The organism is bacterium (assembly GCA_035419245.1).
Classification (GTDB): domain Bacteria; phylum Zhuqueibacterota; class Zhuqueibacteria; order Residuimicrobiales; family Residuimicrobiaceae; genus JAKPUX01.
In genome coordinates this window covers 21,108-34,641 of record DAOLSP010000025.1, presented here as the reverse complement: position 1 = coordinate 34,641, position 13,534 = coordinate 21,108, and the positions used below count along the sequence as shown (strand labels likewise).

Annotated in this window: 20 protein-coding genes; all 20 read right to left on the bottom strand. The window is 52.6% G+C overall.

Annotated elements, in window-relative coordinates:
* Window positions 1-636, bottom strand: a 636-nt coding sequence (locus tag PLH32_17055) for a hypothetical protein (protein HQJ66317.1), incomplete at its 3' end; no start/stop codon positions are given.
* A 6-nt stretch (window positions 637-642) separates the two neighbouring features.
* Window positions 643-1,065, bottom strand: a complete 423-nt coding sequence (locus tag PLH32_17050; GenBank protein HQJ66316.1) for a hypothetical protein — start codon at window positions 1,063-1,065, stop codon at window positions 643-645.
* A gap of 10 nt (window positions 1,066-1,075) precedes the next feature.
* Complete coding sequence (locus PLH32_17045; GenBank protein HQJ66315.1) at window positions 1,076-1,504, bottom strand: hypothetical protein; 429 nt, start codon at window positions 1,502-1,504, stop codon at window positions 1,076-1,078.
* Window positions 1,505-1,515: 11 nt separating this feature from the next.
* The gene (locus PLH32_17040; GenBank protein ID HQJ66314.1) at window positions 1,516-4,656 is read right to left on the bottom strand and encodes a phage tail tape measure protein; all 3,141 of its coding nucleotides are present in this window, start codon (window positions 4,654-4,656) and stop codon (window positions 1,516-1,518) included.
* The gene (locus PLH32_17035; GenBank protein HQJ66313.1) at window positions 4,646-5,041 is read right to left on the bottom strand and encodes a hypothetical protein; all 396 of its coding nucleotides are present in this window, start codon (window positions 5,039-5,041) and stop codon (window positions 4,646-4,648) included. Before PLH32_17035 ends, PLH32_17040 begins: the two co-directional genes overlap by 11 nt.
* A gap of 109 nt (window positions 5,042-5,150) precedes the next feature.
* Window positions 5,151-5,342 carry a hypothetical protein gene (locus PLH32_17030; protein ID HQJ66312.1) on the bottom strand — a complete coding sequence of 64 codons (192 nt, stop codon included), beginning with the start codon at window positions 5,340-5,342 and terminating at the stop codon, window positions 5,151-5,153.
* Between the two features lie 35 nt (window positions 5,343-5,377).
* Window positions 5,378-5,824, bottom strand: a complete 447-nt coding sequence (locus PLH32_17025; GenBank protein ID HQJ66311.1) for a hypothetical protein — start codon at window positions 5,822-5,824, stop codon at window positions 5,378-5,380.
* 11 nt (window positions 5,825-5,835) lie between these two features.
* Entirely contained in the window at window positions 5,836-6,483 is a 648-nt protein-coding gene (locus tag PLH32_17020; protein HQJ66310.1) for a glycosyltransferase family A protein, read from the bottom strand.
* Complete coding sequence (locus PLH32_17015) at window positions 6,483-7,013, bottom strand: class I SAM-dependent methyltransferase (GenBank protein ID HQJ66309.1); 531 nt, start codon at window positions 7,011-7,013, stop codon at window positions 6,483-6,485. The genes PLH32_17020 and PLH32_17015 overlap by 1 nt, the downstream gene beginning before the upstream one ends.
* The gene (locus tag PLH32_17010; protein ID HQJ66308.1) at window positions 7,013-7,366 is read right to left on the bottom strand and encodes a hypothetical protein; all 354 of its coding nucleotides are present in this window, start codon (window positions 7,364-7,366) and stop codon (window positions 7,013-7,015) included. Before PLH32_17010 ends, PLH32_17015 begins: the two co-directional genes overlap by 1 nt.
* Before the next feature lie 161 nt (window positions 7,367-7,527).
* Window positions 7,528-8,529, bottom strand: a complete 1,002-nt coding sequence (locus PLH32_17005; GenBank protein ID HQJ66307.1) for a glycosyltransferase family 4 protein — start codon at window positions 8,527-8,529, stop codon at window positions 7,528-7,530.
* Window positions 8,530-8,540: 11 nt separating this feature from the next.
* Entirely contained in the window at window positions 8,541-9,023 is a 483-nt protein-coding gene (locus PLH32_17000; GenBank protein ID HQJ66306.1) for a hypothetical protein, read from the bottom strand.
* A 39-nt stretch (window positions 9,024-9,062) separates the two neighbouring features.
* A complete protein-coding gene (locus tag PLH32_16995; protein HQJ66305.1) occupies window positions 9,063-9,506 on the bottom strand; it encodes a hypothetical protein in 444 nt (147 codons plus the stop codon).
* On the bottom strand, window positions 9,507-9,827 hold the full coding sequence (locus PLH32_16990) for a hypothetical protein (protein HQJ66304.1): 321 nt from the start codon (window positions 9,825-9,827) through the stop codon (window positions 9,507-9,509).
* Between the two features lie 2 nt (window positions 9,828-9,829).
* Complete coding sequence (locus PLH32_16985; protein ID HQJ66303.1) at window positions 9,830-10,750, bottom strand: hypothetical protein; 921 nt, start codon at window positions 10,748-10,750, stop codon at window positions 9,830-9,832.
* On the bottom strand, window positions 10,698-10,979 hold the full coding sequence (locus PLH32_16980) for a hypothetical protein (GenBank protein ID HQJ66302.1): 282 nt from the start codon (window positions 10,977-10,979) through the stop codon (window positions 10,698-10,700). Before PLH32_16980 ends, PLH32_16985 begins: the two co-directional genes overlap by 53 nt.
* 12 nt (window positions 10,980-10,991) lie before the next feature.
* Window positions 10,992-11,747, bottom strand: coding sequence for a LamG domain-containing protein (locus PLH32_16975; protein ID HQJ66301.1), 756 nt, complete (start codon window positions 11,745-11,747; stop codon window positions 10,992-10,994).
* A complete protein-coding gene (locus PLH32_16970) occupies window positions 11,747-12,406 on the bottom strand; it encodes a hypothetical protein (protein HQJ66300.1) in 660 nt (219 codons plus the stop codon). Before PLH32_16970 ends, PLH32_16975 begins: the two co-directional genes overlap by 1 nt.
* A 7-nt stretch (window positions 12,407-12,413) precedes the next feature.
* Window positions 12,414-13,193 carry a hypothetical protein gene (locus PLH32_16965; GenBank protein ID HQJ66299.1) on the bottom strand — a complete coding sequence of 260 codons (780 nt, stop codon included), beginning with the start codon at window positions 13,191-13,193 and terminating at the stop codon, window positions 12,414-12,416.
* A gap of 3 nt (window positions 13,194-13,196) precedes the next feature.
* Window positions 13,197-13,481 carry a hypothetical protein gene (locus PLH32_16960; GenBank protein ID HQJ66298.1) on the bottom strand — a complete coding sequence of 95 codons (285 nt, stop codon included), beginning with the start codon at window positions 13,479-13,481 and terminating at the stop codon, window positions 13,197-13,199.
* Window positions 13,482-13,534: the final 53 nt, after the last annotated feature.

Here is a 13,534-nt window from a genome sequence, read left to right as displayed (position 1 = left end):
GTCGGTTTCGATACTTTCCTGGCATGTTATGGCTTTAAGATTTTCGCCGTAGGAAATTGTGACCGTATCAAGACCAATATTCATAATGTACACGACTTTGTAAAACGGCGCAGCCTCGGCCAATACGATATAATCCAGGCCGGTTGCTTCCGCAAGGCATTTAATCGCGTCCAGGCATGTCTGATAATTGATGTCAAAGTCGATCACTGGCGAAGCGGGGCAAACGCCCCGTGTAAAACCATCGGAAAAGCTCAGGATGTAATCGAGAATGGTTTGCGGGTTTTCCTGAATGAAATGTTTCTCGGCCCGGATCAGACGGTCAGCCAGGTCATATTTCAGATGCTCACAATAGATTTCGGCAAATACTTTCTGGCGATTCCTCCACGTCTTTATTCTTTTGATCCTGTAACAGGTATAGCCTCCCAGTTTCGTGTCGCACAAACGGACCACGCGGAATTTTGCCAGGTACCCGAAATTAGAATGATTCCGTGCGATTTGAAAAGTGAGAGATTCTTCACCGCAGAGTTCCTGAATTACTTCGCCGGAAAGCAGGTCAGACCGGACGAATTCGCATTGCTTTGCAGTGTTTGCAATGTTATAGATTTCGAGTTTATAATTGTAGTCGCCAAATGCCATAAGAAATTACTCCCGTTCATCAAAGACCAGAAAACCAACTGTCAGCAACGCTACATTTGTCGTCAACGACGGGCCGATATATTTCAAATTGAACGTGCCGTCATAAACGGCTGTATAGTTCAGACTCGGTTGATCTCCAAAGCAAAGTTCCTGCGGGGCAGTCAGACTTTCCGCCAGGTTTGCCTTGATAGATTCCAGTTTGGTTTTAAGGTTGCTCCTTGAGGTGCCTTTTACCAGGCCTGAGACCGTGAGATGCCATTCTCCTTCCTCGCTGCCGAAAAAGACCGGTGTATTGCTGGCAGGCGGCCATTCAATATCAAGCCGCACATCCCGCATCTGCTCAATGCCCTTTATCCCGTCCTTGACGACGGTGAAACCGTAATCCTTCCAATTTTCACCGGCAAATTTTATTTCGAAAGTCAGAGCCATAGAGTGCTTTCTACGTTATCCACCGGTCGGCGATAATCAGAAATCCAACCGTGACCAATGCCGCATTTCCGGTTAAGGTGGAACCAAGGAATTGGACTATGAATGTCCCGTCGTAAATTGCCTGATAATAAGCGGCAGAATCACCAAACACCAAATGCTTGGCTTCTCCTAAAGATGTCGCAAGGTTCGCTTTCAAAAGAAGCAGCAGGTCCCTCAAATCCGAACGGTCATCGGCTGTAACTACACCGGTCACCGTCAACCGCTTTTCACCCAGGAATGCGCCGAAATAATACGGCTGATCCCTGCCGGGAATCCATTCAATGTCCATCCGTGAGGGGCGCATTTCGTCCAGACCCTGCACGCCGTCTTTGACAAGCCTGAATCCAAATGTCGCCCAGTCGGTGTTATTGAATTTTATTTCAAACGGTACGTCGGCCATTAGTCATCACCTCAAGAAACCCAGGCAAGACCTTGACTTCGCAAAGCCTTTGTCGATTCATTAGCAATTAGCGAGCTGTAAGTCTCCGGGTTATAAGATGTCCCGCTCAGATAAACGTTGGCTTTAGAGACGTCCACGATGCAGTTCTGGCTGTTGACAAAGGTATTGGTCGCGTAGATGTTCAACCGGCTGATCAAATCGCTGATGTCGACTTTGATTTCCGTTCCAGCGGGCCATGTGACGCTGCCGCCGCTGCCAATAATGCCGCCGGTTAGCCGGTCATTCAGCACCTTGAATATTTTCCTGGCATATTCGTCGATGGACCAGAGCGCCAGAGTCATCTCATCGGCCTGACGGTATGTGATCTGTTTGGTTTTTGAGAATGCGACCGATTCTTCCTCTGTTTTTGTGGCCCCTGTATTTTTTGCCGCCTCTGTTGCAGCCTCCTGCATCGCTTGAATAGCATCCATGTAGGTCTGCACCAGCTCCCTGAGTTGCGCATCGGTCAGTGAAGTCGGCATCGCCATACCGAATGCGGCCTGCCATGCGTCTTTGATATTGCTTCCAGCACCGAGCGAGTCCAGAAACATCTTGACCTTTGCGAAACCGCTCTCGATCTCAGTCGGCATGTCGATGCCCAGGTATTGTTTGGCATAGCGCACAAGCCGCTGGAATTTTTCAACCGGGTCATCAATATTCAACGTCTGCAATTCGTAGTTCCAGCGTTCAATCATGCTGGTAAAGTCATTGCCCCATTTGCCGAAATTCAATAACTGCTCTCTGATCGCCTCAACCTGCGCATTGAAAAGGTCCTTGTATGCGGCACGCTCAGCCGGGGATTTCAGACTATTCCACCATGCTACAAGGTTATTCATCTGCTGCACCAGCTGGGCGTAGGTCATCTCTTTCAGCTGATCGGTGTATTCGGCAATCCGTTCGGTTAGCTCTTTAGTCGCGTCTCCGGCTTTTTTGCTGCTACTGAAAAGACTTCCGAAAATGTCCACGACTCCTTCAATGAAGTCAAGGGGGTTCCTGGTTATTGCTCCCTCAAAGGATTTAATAAGGCCCTCTGCAAATCCCCTCGCAGTCTGATCCCCTTCCAGAAAGACATCCACCAGCTTCATGCCGGCAGAGGCGAAATTCTGCGCTGCATCTTCACCATAGACGAACGTTTTCCAAAGCCTTTCAGACTCAGTCTTGAATGCCTTGACGTCAGATGTCTTTGGCATTGGAAATGCGCCATAAGGAAGCTTGCCTCTATCGGTTGTCTGGATCGAACTCTGCGGCATCCATTGACCGGAAGGCTCGACTTTCCCCATAGCCTTCATTTTCGATAGCTCTGTCCCCCGGGCCTCCGCTGCCTTTTTGGCCAAGTTCACCCTGATTTTATCCAGCTCGATTAGCTGTGTTTCGCTTACCATCAGGCGCCGGGAAGTATCAACCAGATCGACCGCGAGTTTGCCCTTTTCTTCATCGGCCTTTTTCGCAGCTTCAGCCGCTGTTGCCAGCGCAATCTGGTTCACAACATTCTGCCTGTCGGCCATTACTGCCTTCAGCTTTTCATCCGTCCAGGTCTTGGCCGATTCAGCCAGACTTTCAGAGATTTCCGCAAGCTTCTGAGCAGTGCCTGTTTCTCCGAGAGCTTCGGCCTGTTTTTTCAGCCGGGTGATTTCCGCCTGGTAATCCGCCAGTTGTTTTGCGCTCACAATCTGTTGCTTGCCCTGGAGTTGGGCTTTTCTGGTTTCGGCGTCGATGTCCTTCAACGCCTGAAGTTCAGCCTGGAGCGCTTCTACCAGCTCGCTTGTGCTGATCTTCGCCTGAGTCTGGATTTCCTTGGCTCGCTCGCTCACCGCAGGGTAGGCTCTCAGAAAATTGGTCATCTCCTCGACGGTTTTAAAAGTCTGCATCGGACTCTGGCCCGGGGCCATAAGCGTTGACAGAGCGGTCTGTATTGCGGCGGATCGTGCGGCCAAATCTCCGACGCTTTTTATTACCTCGCCCACCATGCCCCATTCCCGTTGCAGACGCTTGGCCTCGGTTTCGCCGGCAAGTCCCAATCCCTCAAAGGCGTCGTTGACCAATCTAACTGCCGTTGATACTGCCGGTAGTATCTTTTGGCCCAATTCGATCATGGCGGCATTGTACCTATTTTTCTGAACTTCCCATTGCTTTCCCGTCCCCGACATAATCTTGGCGAGGGCTTCATTCGTTGCCCCAGCCGAATTTTTGAGGTTCTCAAGGCTGCGGGCATAAGCGTCTGCACCGGTTCCGGCGATTACAGCCGCCGCTCTGAACGCTCTGATCTCAGGCACCATTGCTTGCAGCAGTTCGACGTTGTCGCCGGCTTTATCGTTCAGTTCCTTGACGAATTGCTGGAAACCTTTGGCCTGCATCCCTGCCACCGACCATTCGATCCCAAGCGATTTAGCCGCCTCTTTGGCCGAATCCTGGCTGTCGACTATGCTGAGCAAGAACCGGTTGATGGAAGTAGCCGATTCCTCTACCGAATAGCCTGAAAGAGTCATGGCGACAATAGCCGCCAGGACTTCTTTAAGCTCTACTTTTGCCAGCGCGGCGGTGCCGACCACTTGACCGATAGCCGGGGCCAACTGCTCCATCGTTACCTTGCCGTCCCGGACCGCGACAAACAGGTCATCCGAAATCTCTGACGCATCCGCTGTTTCGCGGTTGTAAGCGTTCAGGACGTTGGTCATTGCATCCACAACCGTGAAAGTCGAAGTCAATCCAGCCGTTGCGCCTTTGGCAGAAACTTCAAGCACGTCCAGAGCTTTCGATGTATCGGTAATTCCAGAGGAGATAACCTGATAATAGGCTTTTGCCAAACCAGGGGCGCTTTGCGGAAGCCGCTTTGAAATGTTCAGAATTTCATCTGTGATCCCCTCCATCTCTTTTGCCGTGCGGTTGGTGATCGACCAGACTTCGTTCATGGCTCCGCCCAGTTCCATTGCCATTTTAACCGCTTGCTCGCCGATTTTGCCGATTGCAAGAGTGAGCGCACCGATCCCCGCGCCGGTCGCCAGAGCAGCCATCTTGCCGTCCATGCTCCCTAACAGACGGTCGGCGCTGGCCCAGCCTTGCTTGAATTCGCTGGTGTCAAGGCCAAGGGCGTAATGTAGACGGTCAATCAACATTTTTTCTTCCAGTGCCTTTGGTTATTTTAAGCTTTTTTGCGAGCTGAGGCGTCAGCCTCCGCTTCAGGGACTCTACCGCGTAGCCAAGGACCGAGTAGCCAGGCCTTGTTTCCAGCGCCGCGCCGTATTCCATTCCGGCATAGAGAAGACCCAGCAGCATGGCCGTGTCGTTATGGGCTGTGGTCCTGCCGTGGCGGTAGTCCACGACTTTCATTTCCAGCGGCTTCAGGATCTCCACCATTACGCTGTCGCGCAGATTGCCGGTCCGGTCCCGCCAGGCTCCAGGCCGTGACGGATTCTTGGCGACAGTCTGCATAACGGATAGCACCGCTTCCAATGCCTCGGGGCCAAGGTCTTGTTCAATAGTTTGGATGATTTCATCCATTTTAGCCCTGGCCCGCTGCAACTGATCCCGCTGGCCCCACATCCGTCGACCGGTTGCGGTCCGTACCCCGCGCATCGTGCTTTTGCTGATGTCACGGTATCGTCCTGTTTTAGCGGGCATAATTCAGTCCAAGCTGGGCAAGCTGTTCGTCCGAAAACGCTGAAATATCTTTGCCTTCTTCTTCGTCTGCATCATTTAGCTTATATGTCGGCCAAAAATCTATTATGAGAAAAAACCAGGCGCAGGGCAGTTCCCAGATGATGTATTCCGGCTTCCACCCTGTTTCCTTGATAAGAGCCACCAGACCGCTGATTATCTGCTCCTGTAAAGATTTCTCTACTGCTGCATTGCCGCCAGGTTGACCATTTTTTTTTGAATAGCAAATCGGGGATTTCTGGCAAGCCATTCATCCAGTATCTCGCCCAGCATCAGTTCGGGCGCATCCCATTCCAGTTCTTCAATGGTGACGGGAAAGTCTGTTTTCTTGAGCTTGCCTCTGGTCCGTCTCCAGGTCTCCGCCGGTGTCAGGATCATCTGGAAAATCTGATAATCGCGGGCCATGGCCTCGACCAGCCGCGTCCCGAACAGGTCGTAGATTGATTCGGCCTTCCCGTCCGCGACAGCATTTTTGAGCATCTCCAGGTCCACCGTCTTGATCTTGTCGATGATGCGCATGATAATAAGCGTCACGGCCCCAGGCGGCAGGGCCTCGACCGTCAAGGTCTTGTTGCCGATCTTGAATTCCCGCGGCTGGTTCAGCAGCCGGTCTACTTCCTCGTTCATTGTGGCCTCCATTAATCATGAATAAAGCACTGCAGGTAGCCCTTTTCCCGGGCTTCCCGGTAAAGTGCCGGATGTTTGTCATACAGCAGCCGCTCGGTTTCCAGGTTCGGCTGAGTATTGGAACCGGCAGGATGGAATGCTCGCGAGAGCGGCTGATACAGGATCAAGCCGCCGCCGTCAAGAATGCTCCAGCCCAGGTCTGTGTCGCCCCGCCAGTCGGTGAAGCGCTCGTCAAAGCCGCCGACCTTTTCCAGAGCTTTACGGGTATAAAAGATATGGCCGGACATAAAGCCCCACCGGAAAACCCGTTGTATGATCCCGTAGATATGGCCTTCCACTCCTTCAGGGTTGGTCTGCGCGAAAATCTCTAAGGCTTTTTCCAGAGCGTCTGGATCTGGTATCACATCGCTGTCTAAAAACCAGATAATTGATCCTTTTGCCCTGCGCCAGGCCTTGTTTCGATTAACGTAAGGATTTGATCCTTCCTCTACGATGATTTCTCCTGGCTGAGTAGTTTGGGCTTTGACAGCCTCCATCAGGCGGGTTATCTCAGCTTCACGGTTCGGTCCCAGGGGAACAGCAACAGAAACCTGCCGGGAAAGTTCGGCAATAGCCGACGCTGCTTTTTTGCCGGCATCTTTGGTTCTTCGCGTTGTCATCAGTAAGCCTTCCAATAAAGTCCTGACAGGCATCGATTCTCGGACCGGAGCGTGAAACCTGGAAATTCTTTCTCAGTCCATTCCGATCTGTGTCGCTCGTATTTATTCCCGTGCATTGCTTCCTGAGGGTAGTAACCGAGTGGCGTTGATACAATGACTGCCCTTGTGGCCATCCGTCGGCATTCCGCCAGCACTGCCAGACCTATCGGTTTTTCAAGATGCTCGATTACATCACAAAGCAGAATCAGCTCATAATTCTTCAGATGCGGGAGCAATTCAACCAGGTCCTCAGAATATATCCGGTCATAGATTTCCCAGATTGGATTGTAATAGGGCTGGAAAACCTCGATCCCGTCGATAACCACTTTCCAGTCTTGCCGGTGATAGCGGCCATGCCGAATATCGGTATATTCCCGCGCCAGGACACCATATTTGCCAAAGCCCACCCCTACGTCCAGGACCGAAACCGGATCGATTTCAACAATCCACTTCACGACGGTGGAAATATTGTCGGGTTGGCTGCTCGGCATTATTTTTCAATCCCTAAAAATTCGTCCAACCATGCCCAGCCGGTGGTGATGTTTAAAGTTTCATCCAGCCGTATCCAAAACTCGATATGGTTCAGGTAGAAATAAGACCAGACATTTTTGGCCAGAAACAGGGCCAGAACCAACGTCGCTATTTTCAACCAGGACCATTTGCAGCGGGCGGCTATGATCCCGGCCATAATCAATGTGATGCGGTCAAAAAGCTTTACTCCATGCCAGGCATCCTTTAGCGTCCTTGCCCCACTGTGATGGTCGATGTTATCCAAAATCCCATTGACAGCCGAATGCAGGAAAATACAGATCGTCAGCCATATGTCTCTGATTTCAAATTGCATAACTCACGGCTCCGATCCGTACCGCTTTTTATAGCACTCCCGGCATAGCCAAACGCCAGGTTCACCAAGCCTTGTATAAGCGCACCTGTCGTATAGGGCCATATGGCAATCCCGGCATAGCCGTATTGCAGTCTGATAGCACCGGTCACAACGATATTTTTTCACAGGTTCTCACCTCCCTGTTTTAAGCGTCCCAGGATTTCTTTGAGCTGTTGGACCGGGCGATCCCAGGTCCACCGTTTATGAACAGCCTGGGCGAGACGCAGGCCCATTGCCCGCACCTCTTCACGATTCTTCGATGCCCACTCCATGATTGAACAGAGATGATCAAAATAAGGAGCTGCATCAAACCCGAAGTCCCCGCCCAGGCTGTTGAAATAACTTGGCTTCGGTCGCCATTTGATACCGATCATATCCGGCTTCAGGTCTTCCAGATATTCTCGGCAGCCGGAAAAGTCCGTGGCTGCTACCGCCAGACCTGTTGCCGCGTGTTCCAGGGGGATAAGCCCGAATCCTTCGCCGGATGTCGGATTAAGGCTCATATCGGCTTCCTGCAAGAGCGAGAGCATCTGCTTCTGCGTGTACCAGTCCCAAATCTCTTTGCAGCCTGGCGTCTCCATATAAAGACGCGGCGATTGCACGGGCACCGCCTTCACAATCAGCCGCGTATGCTTCAGTCGAAGTTTATAAAAGGCTCGCCGTACAATCTCGCACCCTTTGCGATCTTTCGGATTCACACCTTGCCAGATGAATGTCAGATATTTCCGGTCAGCCGGTCGCTCCAGAAGCGGGAATTCAGCCGGATCAACACCGTGATGAAGCAAACGCCAGGGCACCGTCACGCCGCATTCCATGAACCAGCGGCCACACCAGCGGCTGGGTGTCAGGAGAGCGTCATGCTTGTTGATCTCATCCACCCAGCCGTCAGGAATAACCGTTGATTCGAACATTGTGTAAATCAGATAAGTATCACATCTGCGACGGCGCTGTCGCTTTGTGTCTTTATCCCTGAACGGCTGACCGTACCAAATCTGCACATCCGACCGCTGAGGTTTCTCAGTGATCGGGATGTCGGAGGATTTCAGGGCTTCCAGCAGCTTTGTTGCTACTCGGCCATAACCGCAAGCGGGATTATCTGCCGGAGATGTGAAATAAAGAGCCATCTCTCCAGCGGTCAAGCGTCAACGATGGTCCCGAAGGCGCTGTTAGAATCGCTCCACAGGCACTCGAACTCCACAGGAATCTCGCACTCCTTGTCCTTGAAATTCGGGATTGGGCCGGTAGCCATGGCAACACAGGCAAAAAATGTCGCGGTGCGAGTCGTGCTGTTGGGGCCTTTGCCGATAAATTGGATTACAACCTCACCCTTCTCGGTGCTGTTCAGGGTCAGGGAGCTGGAGACCAGGGCCGAGTCTGCAAGGTTCCAGGCCATGCGCAGATGATCAAGCGTCGCTTCGAGCATGGTGGTTCTCACCTTGCAGGTCCGGGAAGTCATCTTCCGAAGGATCGGGGTAAGGCTCTGATCCGCGATCACGTCGTAAAATTCGCTGTTCATTTCCAGCTCCACCCCGCCTTTGGTGTAGCCGACATCCGTGTTGGCGACTTTGAGCTGAACCGAGGTCCCGCAGATGATTACATTGTTTTTCGTTCCGGCCATTTTGAATCTCCTTAGTTATGATGTTAAGAATCCCGCAGATCAGGTACTCTGACACTGAACCCTGATGATTGTGCTCACATAATGCTCGTCTGGAAAATCAGGGTCCAGAAAGGCCTCTCCGTGCGGGCTGGTGACATAGCAATTGAAATATCGCATTCCGCTTGCAGCCGTCAGTGAAGCATCATCGAGCAAAGTCTCCACCTGACCGGCAATGGCTGAAAGCCTGGTTAGATCAGGCGTCCCGTTGCTCTTGTCCAGCGCATAGCTGTTGATGTAAATAGTAGCGTCCTGCACCTTGTCGTCGGTATCGAGCGATGTCCCACCGATTTTCATGGTAATGCAGGGGGCTGTCAGGCCTTTCCTGCGACGGGGTCCCTTCTCGATCCGATCCGTACCGTTCAGATAACTGGCACCCTGAAGAGTTGTATCCGCGTCCAGTTTCTTGAAAACCGTCGTCAGGATTGTATAAGCCGATACTGGCATTTACAGTATCCTTAGCTGATATTCGGTGTGTTCCCGCCAATTAGCCGGGACCAGCACTTCGTATTCCGTTGATCCGTCCTGGACAATATCAAGCGCGAGAATGTCGGTAAAATAGTCCTGGGTAAACATCAAATGCGTCGTATCGGCTCTGTATCCTGCGGCGCTTTCTATAAGTTTTCCTCTTACGGGCTGGATATCGGCAATGATGCCTGAATGAATTGTGGTCGCCGCCACGTTGCCATAGTCGCCTTCAGCGTCCTGGGTCTGACTTCGCCGGATCACCGTGACCTGCCGCGCCGATTTCCTGTCAATGAAGGTCATCGCTAAAAGCCTCTGTAATCGTGGGGCGCTACCCATTCCCCAGGTTCCGCGATTTTGGGGGTGCTGATGATTGCACCGGCTTCGTTCAGGGCTTCCCGCCAATCAGCCATAAGAGAATCATACAAATCTTTCATGTTTTTATGGCTGCTGCCGGCTTCCTCGGAAACATTGCCCCTGGTCCATCTTGCGGGAACCAGGTTGCCGAAATCGTCAAAGTTCTCCCGGGCCATTAGCAGATAAAACTGGGCAACGACATATTTGACGATCAGCTCCTCATCCTGGTCAGGGACGGTAATAGTCCCGGTGTCGCCTGTAAAATCCACATGAGGGCTGACATAGAACACAGTCAGAGTTTTCGATTCGCTGGCGAAATAGCCCAGGTCGATCTTGTTCTGGTGCCGGTCTGGGGTCCATCCTGTTATAGGATAATCCTCTTGGGTTGTCTGGTTAATGTAGCGAATCTCTTCGATCCGGTGCCCGGCTCGGAGGTCCACACCGGCCGGTGGATTGTAATATCTTGTCCCGGCCACCATTGCAAGGGTTCCGGTGGACCGATAGGGCCGGTACTTCGAATAAGCTGCGATAGCTGCGGAAATCAGAGCATTGTATACTGCATCCGGCCAAATGGCGATCTGATAAGTGTCGCCGGCTTCAGCTGCAGCCGACAGAGCCATTTCCAGAGTGGCCGTTTTGGTGGAGCTGACAAAGTCTGCGACTTTGCGGCTCTCGCCCTGCGGGGCAAGGCCGTCGGTCGTCGAGGTGATATAAATTCTCCGGCCGTTCCAGTAGTCATCTGCCTGGGTCAGCGCAGCTGTATCCACCAAAGTGGTTTTAGACCCGCCAGTTGCAGTGCCGCTGATCCGGACTTCGTCACCGATTTCCTGCCGGATCAAGTCCCGCAGCTGTGCCCTTGTTTTTGTCATAGGGATGATACCCGTTGTCGATTTTCGTCTCGATCCTTGAGAGCCGCTGCACAATGTCCAGGTCAAGCCTTTCGCGGCTATCGACCCGGTGCTGCAGCTCCTTCACATATTCGCATGGCGATGAATGGCCATTCCCTTTTTTAGCCAGCAGGTCATATCCAATTTTTGTTATAAGTCCAGCGAATACTCCAATCAATGCGGTAATGATAATCTTGAGTGCTTCGGTCATTCCGGTCCGCCTTCAGTAAGCTACTGGTTCCGTTATTGCCTCTCCGTTGATTCGTACTTTGATGGTTGACTGTGACCAGAGGCGCTTGATTTCGTCTGTACTGATAATTCGTTTACAAATGCGCACGTCATCGATTTCACCGGTCAGGTAGTAACCACTCGAAAGCCGGCCGATATAAAAGGACTCAGTGTTGTCGATACTGGCCCCGCCCTGCTGTCCCTGGGTGTTGTATTCTCCATCGAGGTAGAGCTTTAAGCCGGTCGAGGCATCGCTCCTGTCCACCGTCATGACAAGCAGGTGCCACTTTCCATCCGAGATTACACTGCCCAGCACCGAAACATTGGTCGAAGCGTCCCGGACCTTGCCGTAGAATTTTCCGGTTGCATCAACACCCAGGAAATAGCCAACCGAGCCATACTTGCTGACAAGAATAGAGGCTGCTGCTGCGTCGATTCTCGCCCAAACGACTATGGAAAAGTCGCTGGTTCCCATGTTCAGTGACGCGCTGGTGGGGATGGTAACTTCTTGAGTTGAAGCCGCCACAAATTTACCAGCGTTCCCATATCGGCCACGGTTCCAGGTTCCGTCAAAGGTCCCGTTATTGCTGTTGCCGGAAAAGTCGTTGACCGCCGTCCCGGTGCCTTCGTCAAACCGCCAGTAGCCAACCAGGTTGGCGTCGGAAATCCGCGGGGGCCCTTCCAGCCGGACGGTCTGAGCCAGGGTGAGCCCGGAAATCAGGATCGCCAGCAGCGCAGCTTGCTTTTTCATCATTTTCCCCGTACAATGCAGATGTCAGGAATGGTTGCTGTCTTAGCGTAAAAAGTATCCGCAGCCGTGTGCCGGATAGGGATGTAGATGCTGCCGCCGGCAAAGAGGAAAATCCAGTTTGTGATCCGGTTCGTGCGGAACTGCAGGTTGACGTTGGCGATAACAGTCAGTCCTCTGGGGTAGTCATTATTCAACAGAATGGTTCGAGCCGTCGCTTTCAGGTTTTGCAGCGAATCGGTCCGGGCCGTGTTCCAAAGAGCTTGCCGCAAGGCGCCGGTCGAGTCCACGGTCACAATCGGATAGTGGGTATATTGAACCCGCGCCATGCTGCCGACTGTCAGGGTATTCTTGAAGCGCAGCCGGAAATTGGGAATGATGTCCGTCCTGGCGCTGGTGTCCCGGACTGAGTAGGTGCGGACGGTCTGTTTGACAATATCCTTGAATTGAACCTTGCTCCAGATCCCGGACTTGGAGAGCACCGTCACGTCATAAGTAAAGTCGTCAGACGTGCCGGTTGCCCTGGCGGAGTCCAGAACTGCACCGGATAAAGTTGTGAGGCGAACCACTCCGAGGTCGGATTTACCGAGAATGGCTGATTGGCCGTAGGCTGCGTATGCCGCAAGGCATAGCAAGGCCACGATGATAAGAATGCGCTTCATGGTCGCCTCACAGGTTGGTGACGTTGCCGCTGACCGTGACAGCCAGCGTTGCATGACCAGTGCCGCCGGTCGTGTCCTTGGCCTGAATCATCAGGTATTTGCCGGTGATGCCGCGCAGCGGATGGCTGGCCTTCTCTCCCTTAAGAACGGTGAATTCAAGATCGGTACCGGCCTCTGCCGAAACGGTTTGCAGCCCCGTGGTAGCGGACGGAGCGGAACCGGTATGAGCGACAAATACTCTGACTTTGGCCCCTTCGGTGGTGCCCGATTCGGTCAGGTGCAGGGTCAGCTCGCTCATGCCTTCGATATTGACTGCGCTACCCTTGTCGGCATAGCTGGTGCTGGAAAGCGCAGCGGCAGACATTACTGTTGCAGCCAGAGGGCGGATCACCTGGCCGTTGACCGTCGGCAATTCGCCGGTTACAAAAGCGGTGATCTGAGCAGTGGTGCTTGAAGCCCCCTTTGCGTAGAGCAACAGATATTTGCCGGAGACGTTGTATAGAGCGAAACTTCTCTTCTCGCTGGCCGCGACCGTGAATTCGCTTTCTGCGCCAGTCACGCCGACCAACTGAAAAAGACCGCTGGAACTGGTTGGAGCATCACCGCTCGTGGAGATGTAAGCCCGCACCAGGGCACCTTCCGAACCGCCGGATTCTGCGACATGGAGAGTCAGATTGACCATGCCCTCGATATTGATTGCATTGCCGATTTTGCCGTAACTGGCTCCCAGCGACGTTGCTGTCGCAAGGATGGATTTACGGACCGGCAGACGTAGGATTTTTCCCATGGCTCACTTGCTCCTTTTTTTGTACTGCCTGGGTTTGACCTTGGCAGCGGGTGGTTCGGTTTCGATTGCTCCGATTGACTGGATAACAACCGATTTTTCTTGAGAATCCTCGGGTTTCGGGAAAACAACAGCCCAGTGGACTTCGTTTTGCAGGAAGTATTCCCGCCATGATTCGGGATATGGCCCACCTATCTGACCAGCATCAAGGCTGATCTGTACTATGCCGAAGGTCGGGCCGCTGATTTGCACGGTATGAGAAATACTGTCCTTATTTTTGATTGTGAACATGGTTTGCCCTTTATATTGTGGGCGTCAGGCATCGGCTTTATAATCTATCTTGC

What these genes read in the sequence shown, in the direction of transcription:
- PLH32_17050 (HQJ66316.1), bottom strand. Translation starts at nt 1,065, where the DNA reads ATGGCTCTGACTTTCGAAATAAAATTTGCCGGTGAAAATTGGAAGGAT.
- PLH32_17045 (HQJ66315.1), bottom strand. Translation starts at nt 1,504, where the DNA reads ATGGCCGACGTACCGTTTGAAATAAAATTCAATAACACCGACTGGGCG.
- PLH32_17040 (HQJ66314.1), bottom strand. Translation starts at nt 4,656, where the DNA reads ATGTTGATTGACCGTCTACATTACGCCCTTGGCCTTGACACCAGCGAA.
- PLH32_17035 (HQJ66313.1), bottom strand. Translation starts at nt 5,041, where the DNA reads ATGGATGAAATCATCCAAACTATTGAACAAGACCTTGGCCCCGAGGCA.
- PLH32_17025 (HQJ66311.1), bottom strand. Translation starts at nt 5,824, where the DNA reads ATGAACGAGGAAGTAGACCGGCTGCTGAACCAGCCGCGGGAATTCAAG.
- PLH32_17020 (HQJ66310.1), bottom strand. Translation starts at nt 6,483, where the DNA reads ATGACAACGCGAAGAACCAAAGATGCCGGCAAAAAAGCAGCGTCGGCT.
- PLH32_17015 (HQJ66309.1), bottom strand. Translation starts at nt 7,013, where the DNA reads ATGCCGAGCAGCCAACCCGACAATATTTCCACCGTCGTGAAGTGGATT.
- PLH32_17010 (HQJ66308.1), bottom strand. Translation starts at nt 7,366, where the DNA reads ATGCAATTTGAAATCAGAGACATATGGCTGACGATCTGTATTTTCCTG.
- PLH32_17005 (HQJ66307.1), bottom strand. Translation starts at nt 8,529, where the DNA reads ATGGCTCTTTATTTCACATCTCCGGCAGATAATCCCGCTTGCGGTTAT.
- PLH32_17000 (HQJ66306.1), bottom strand. Translation starts at nt 9,023, where the DNA reads ATGGCCGGAACGAAAAACAATGTAATCATCTGCGGGACCTCGGTTCAG.
- PLH32_16995 (HQJ66305.1), bottom strand. Translation starts at nt 9,506, where the DNA reads ATGCCAGTATCGGCTTATACAATCCTGACGACGGTTTTCAAGAAACTG.
- PLH32_16990 (HQJ66304.1), bottom strand. Translation starts at nt 9,827, where the DNA reads ATGACCTTCATTGACAGGAAATCGGCGCGGCAGGTCACGGTGATCCGG.
- PLH32_16985 (HQJ66303.1), bottom strand. Translation starts at nt 10,750, where the DNA reads ATGACAAAAACAAGGGCACAGCTGCGGGACTTGATCCGGCAGGAAATC.
- PLH32_16980 (HQJ66302.1), bottom strand. Translation starts at nt 10,979, where the DNA reads ATGACCGAAGCACTCAAGATTATCATTACCGCATTGATTGGAGTATTC.
- PLH32_16975 (HQJ66301.1), bottom strand. Translation starts at nt 11,747, where the DNA reads ATGAAAAAGCAAGCTGCGCTGCTGGCGATCCTGATTTCCGGGCTCACC.
- PLH32_16970 (HQJ66300.1), bottom strand. Translation starts at nt 12,406, where the DNA reads ATGAAGCGCATTCTTATCATCGTGGCCTTGCTATGCCTTGCGGCATAC.
- PLH32_16965 (HQJ66299.1), bottom strand. Translation starts at nt 13,193, where the DNA reads ATGGGAAAAATCCTACGTCTGCCGGTCCGTAAATCCATCCTTGCGACA.
- PLH32_16960 (HQJ66298.1), bottom strand. Translation starts at nt 13,481, where the DNA reads ATGTTCACAATCAAAAATAAGGACAGTATTTCTCATACCGTGCAAATC.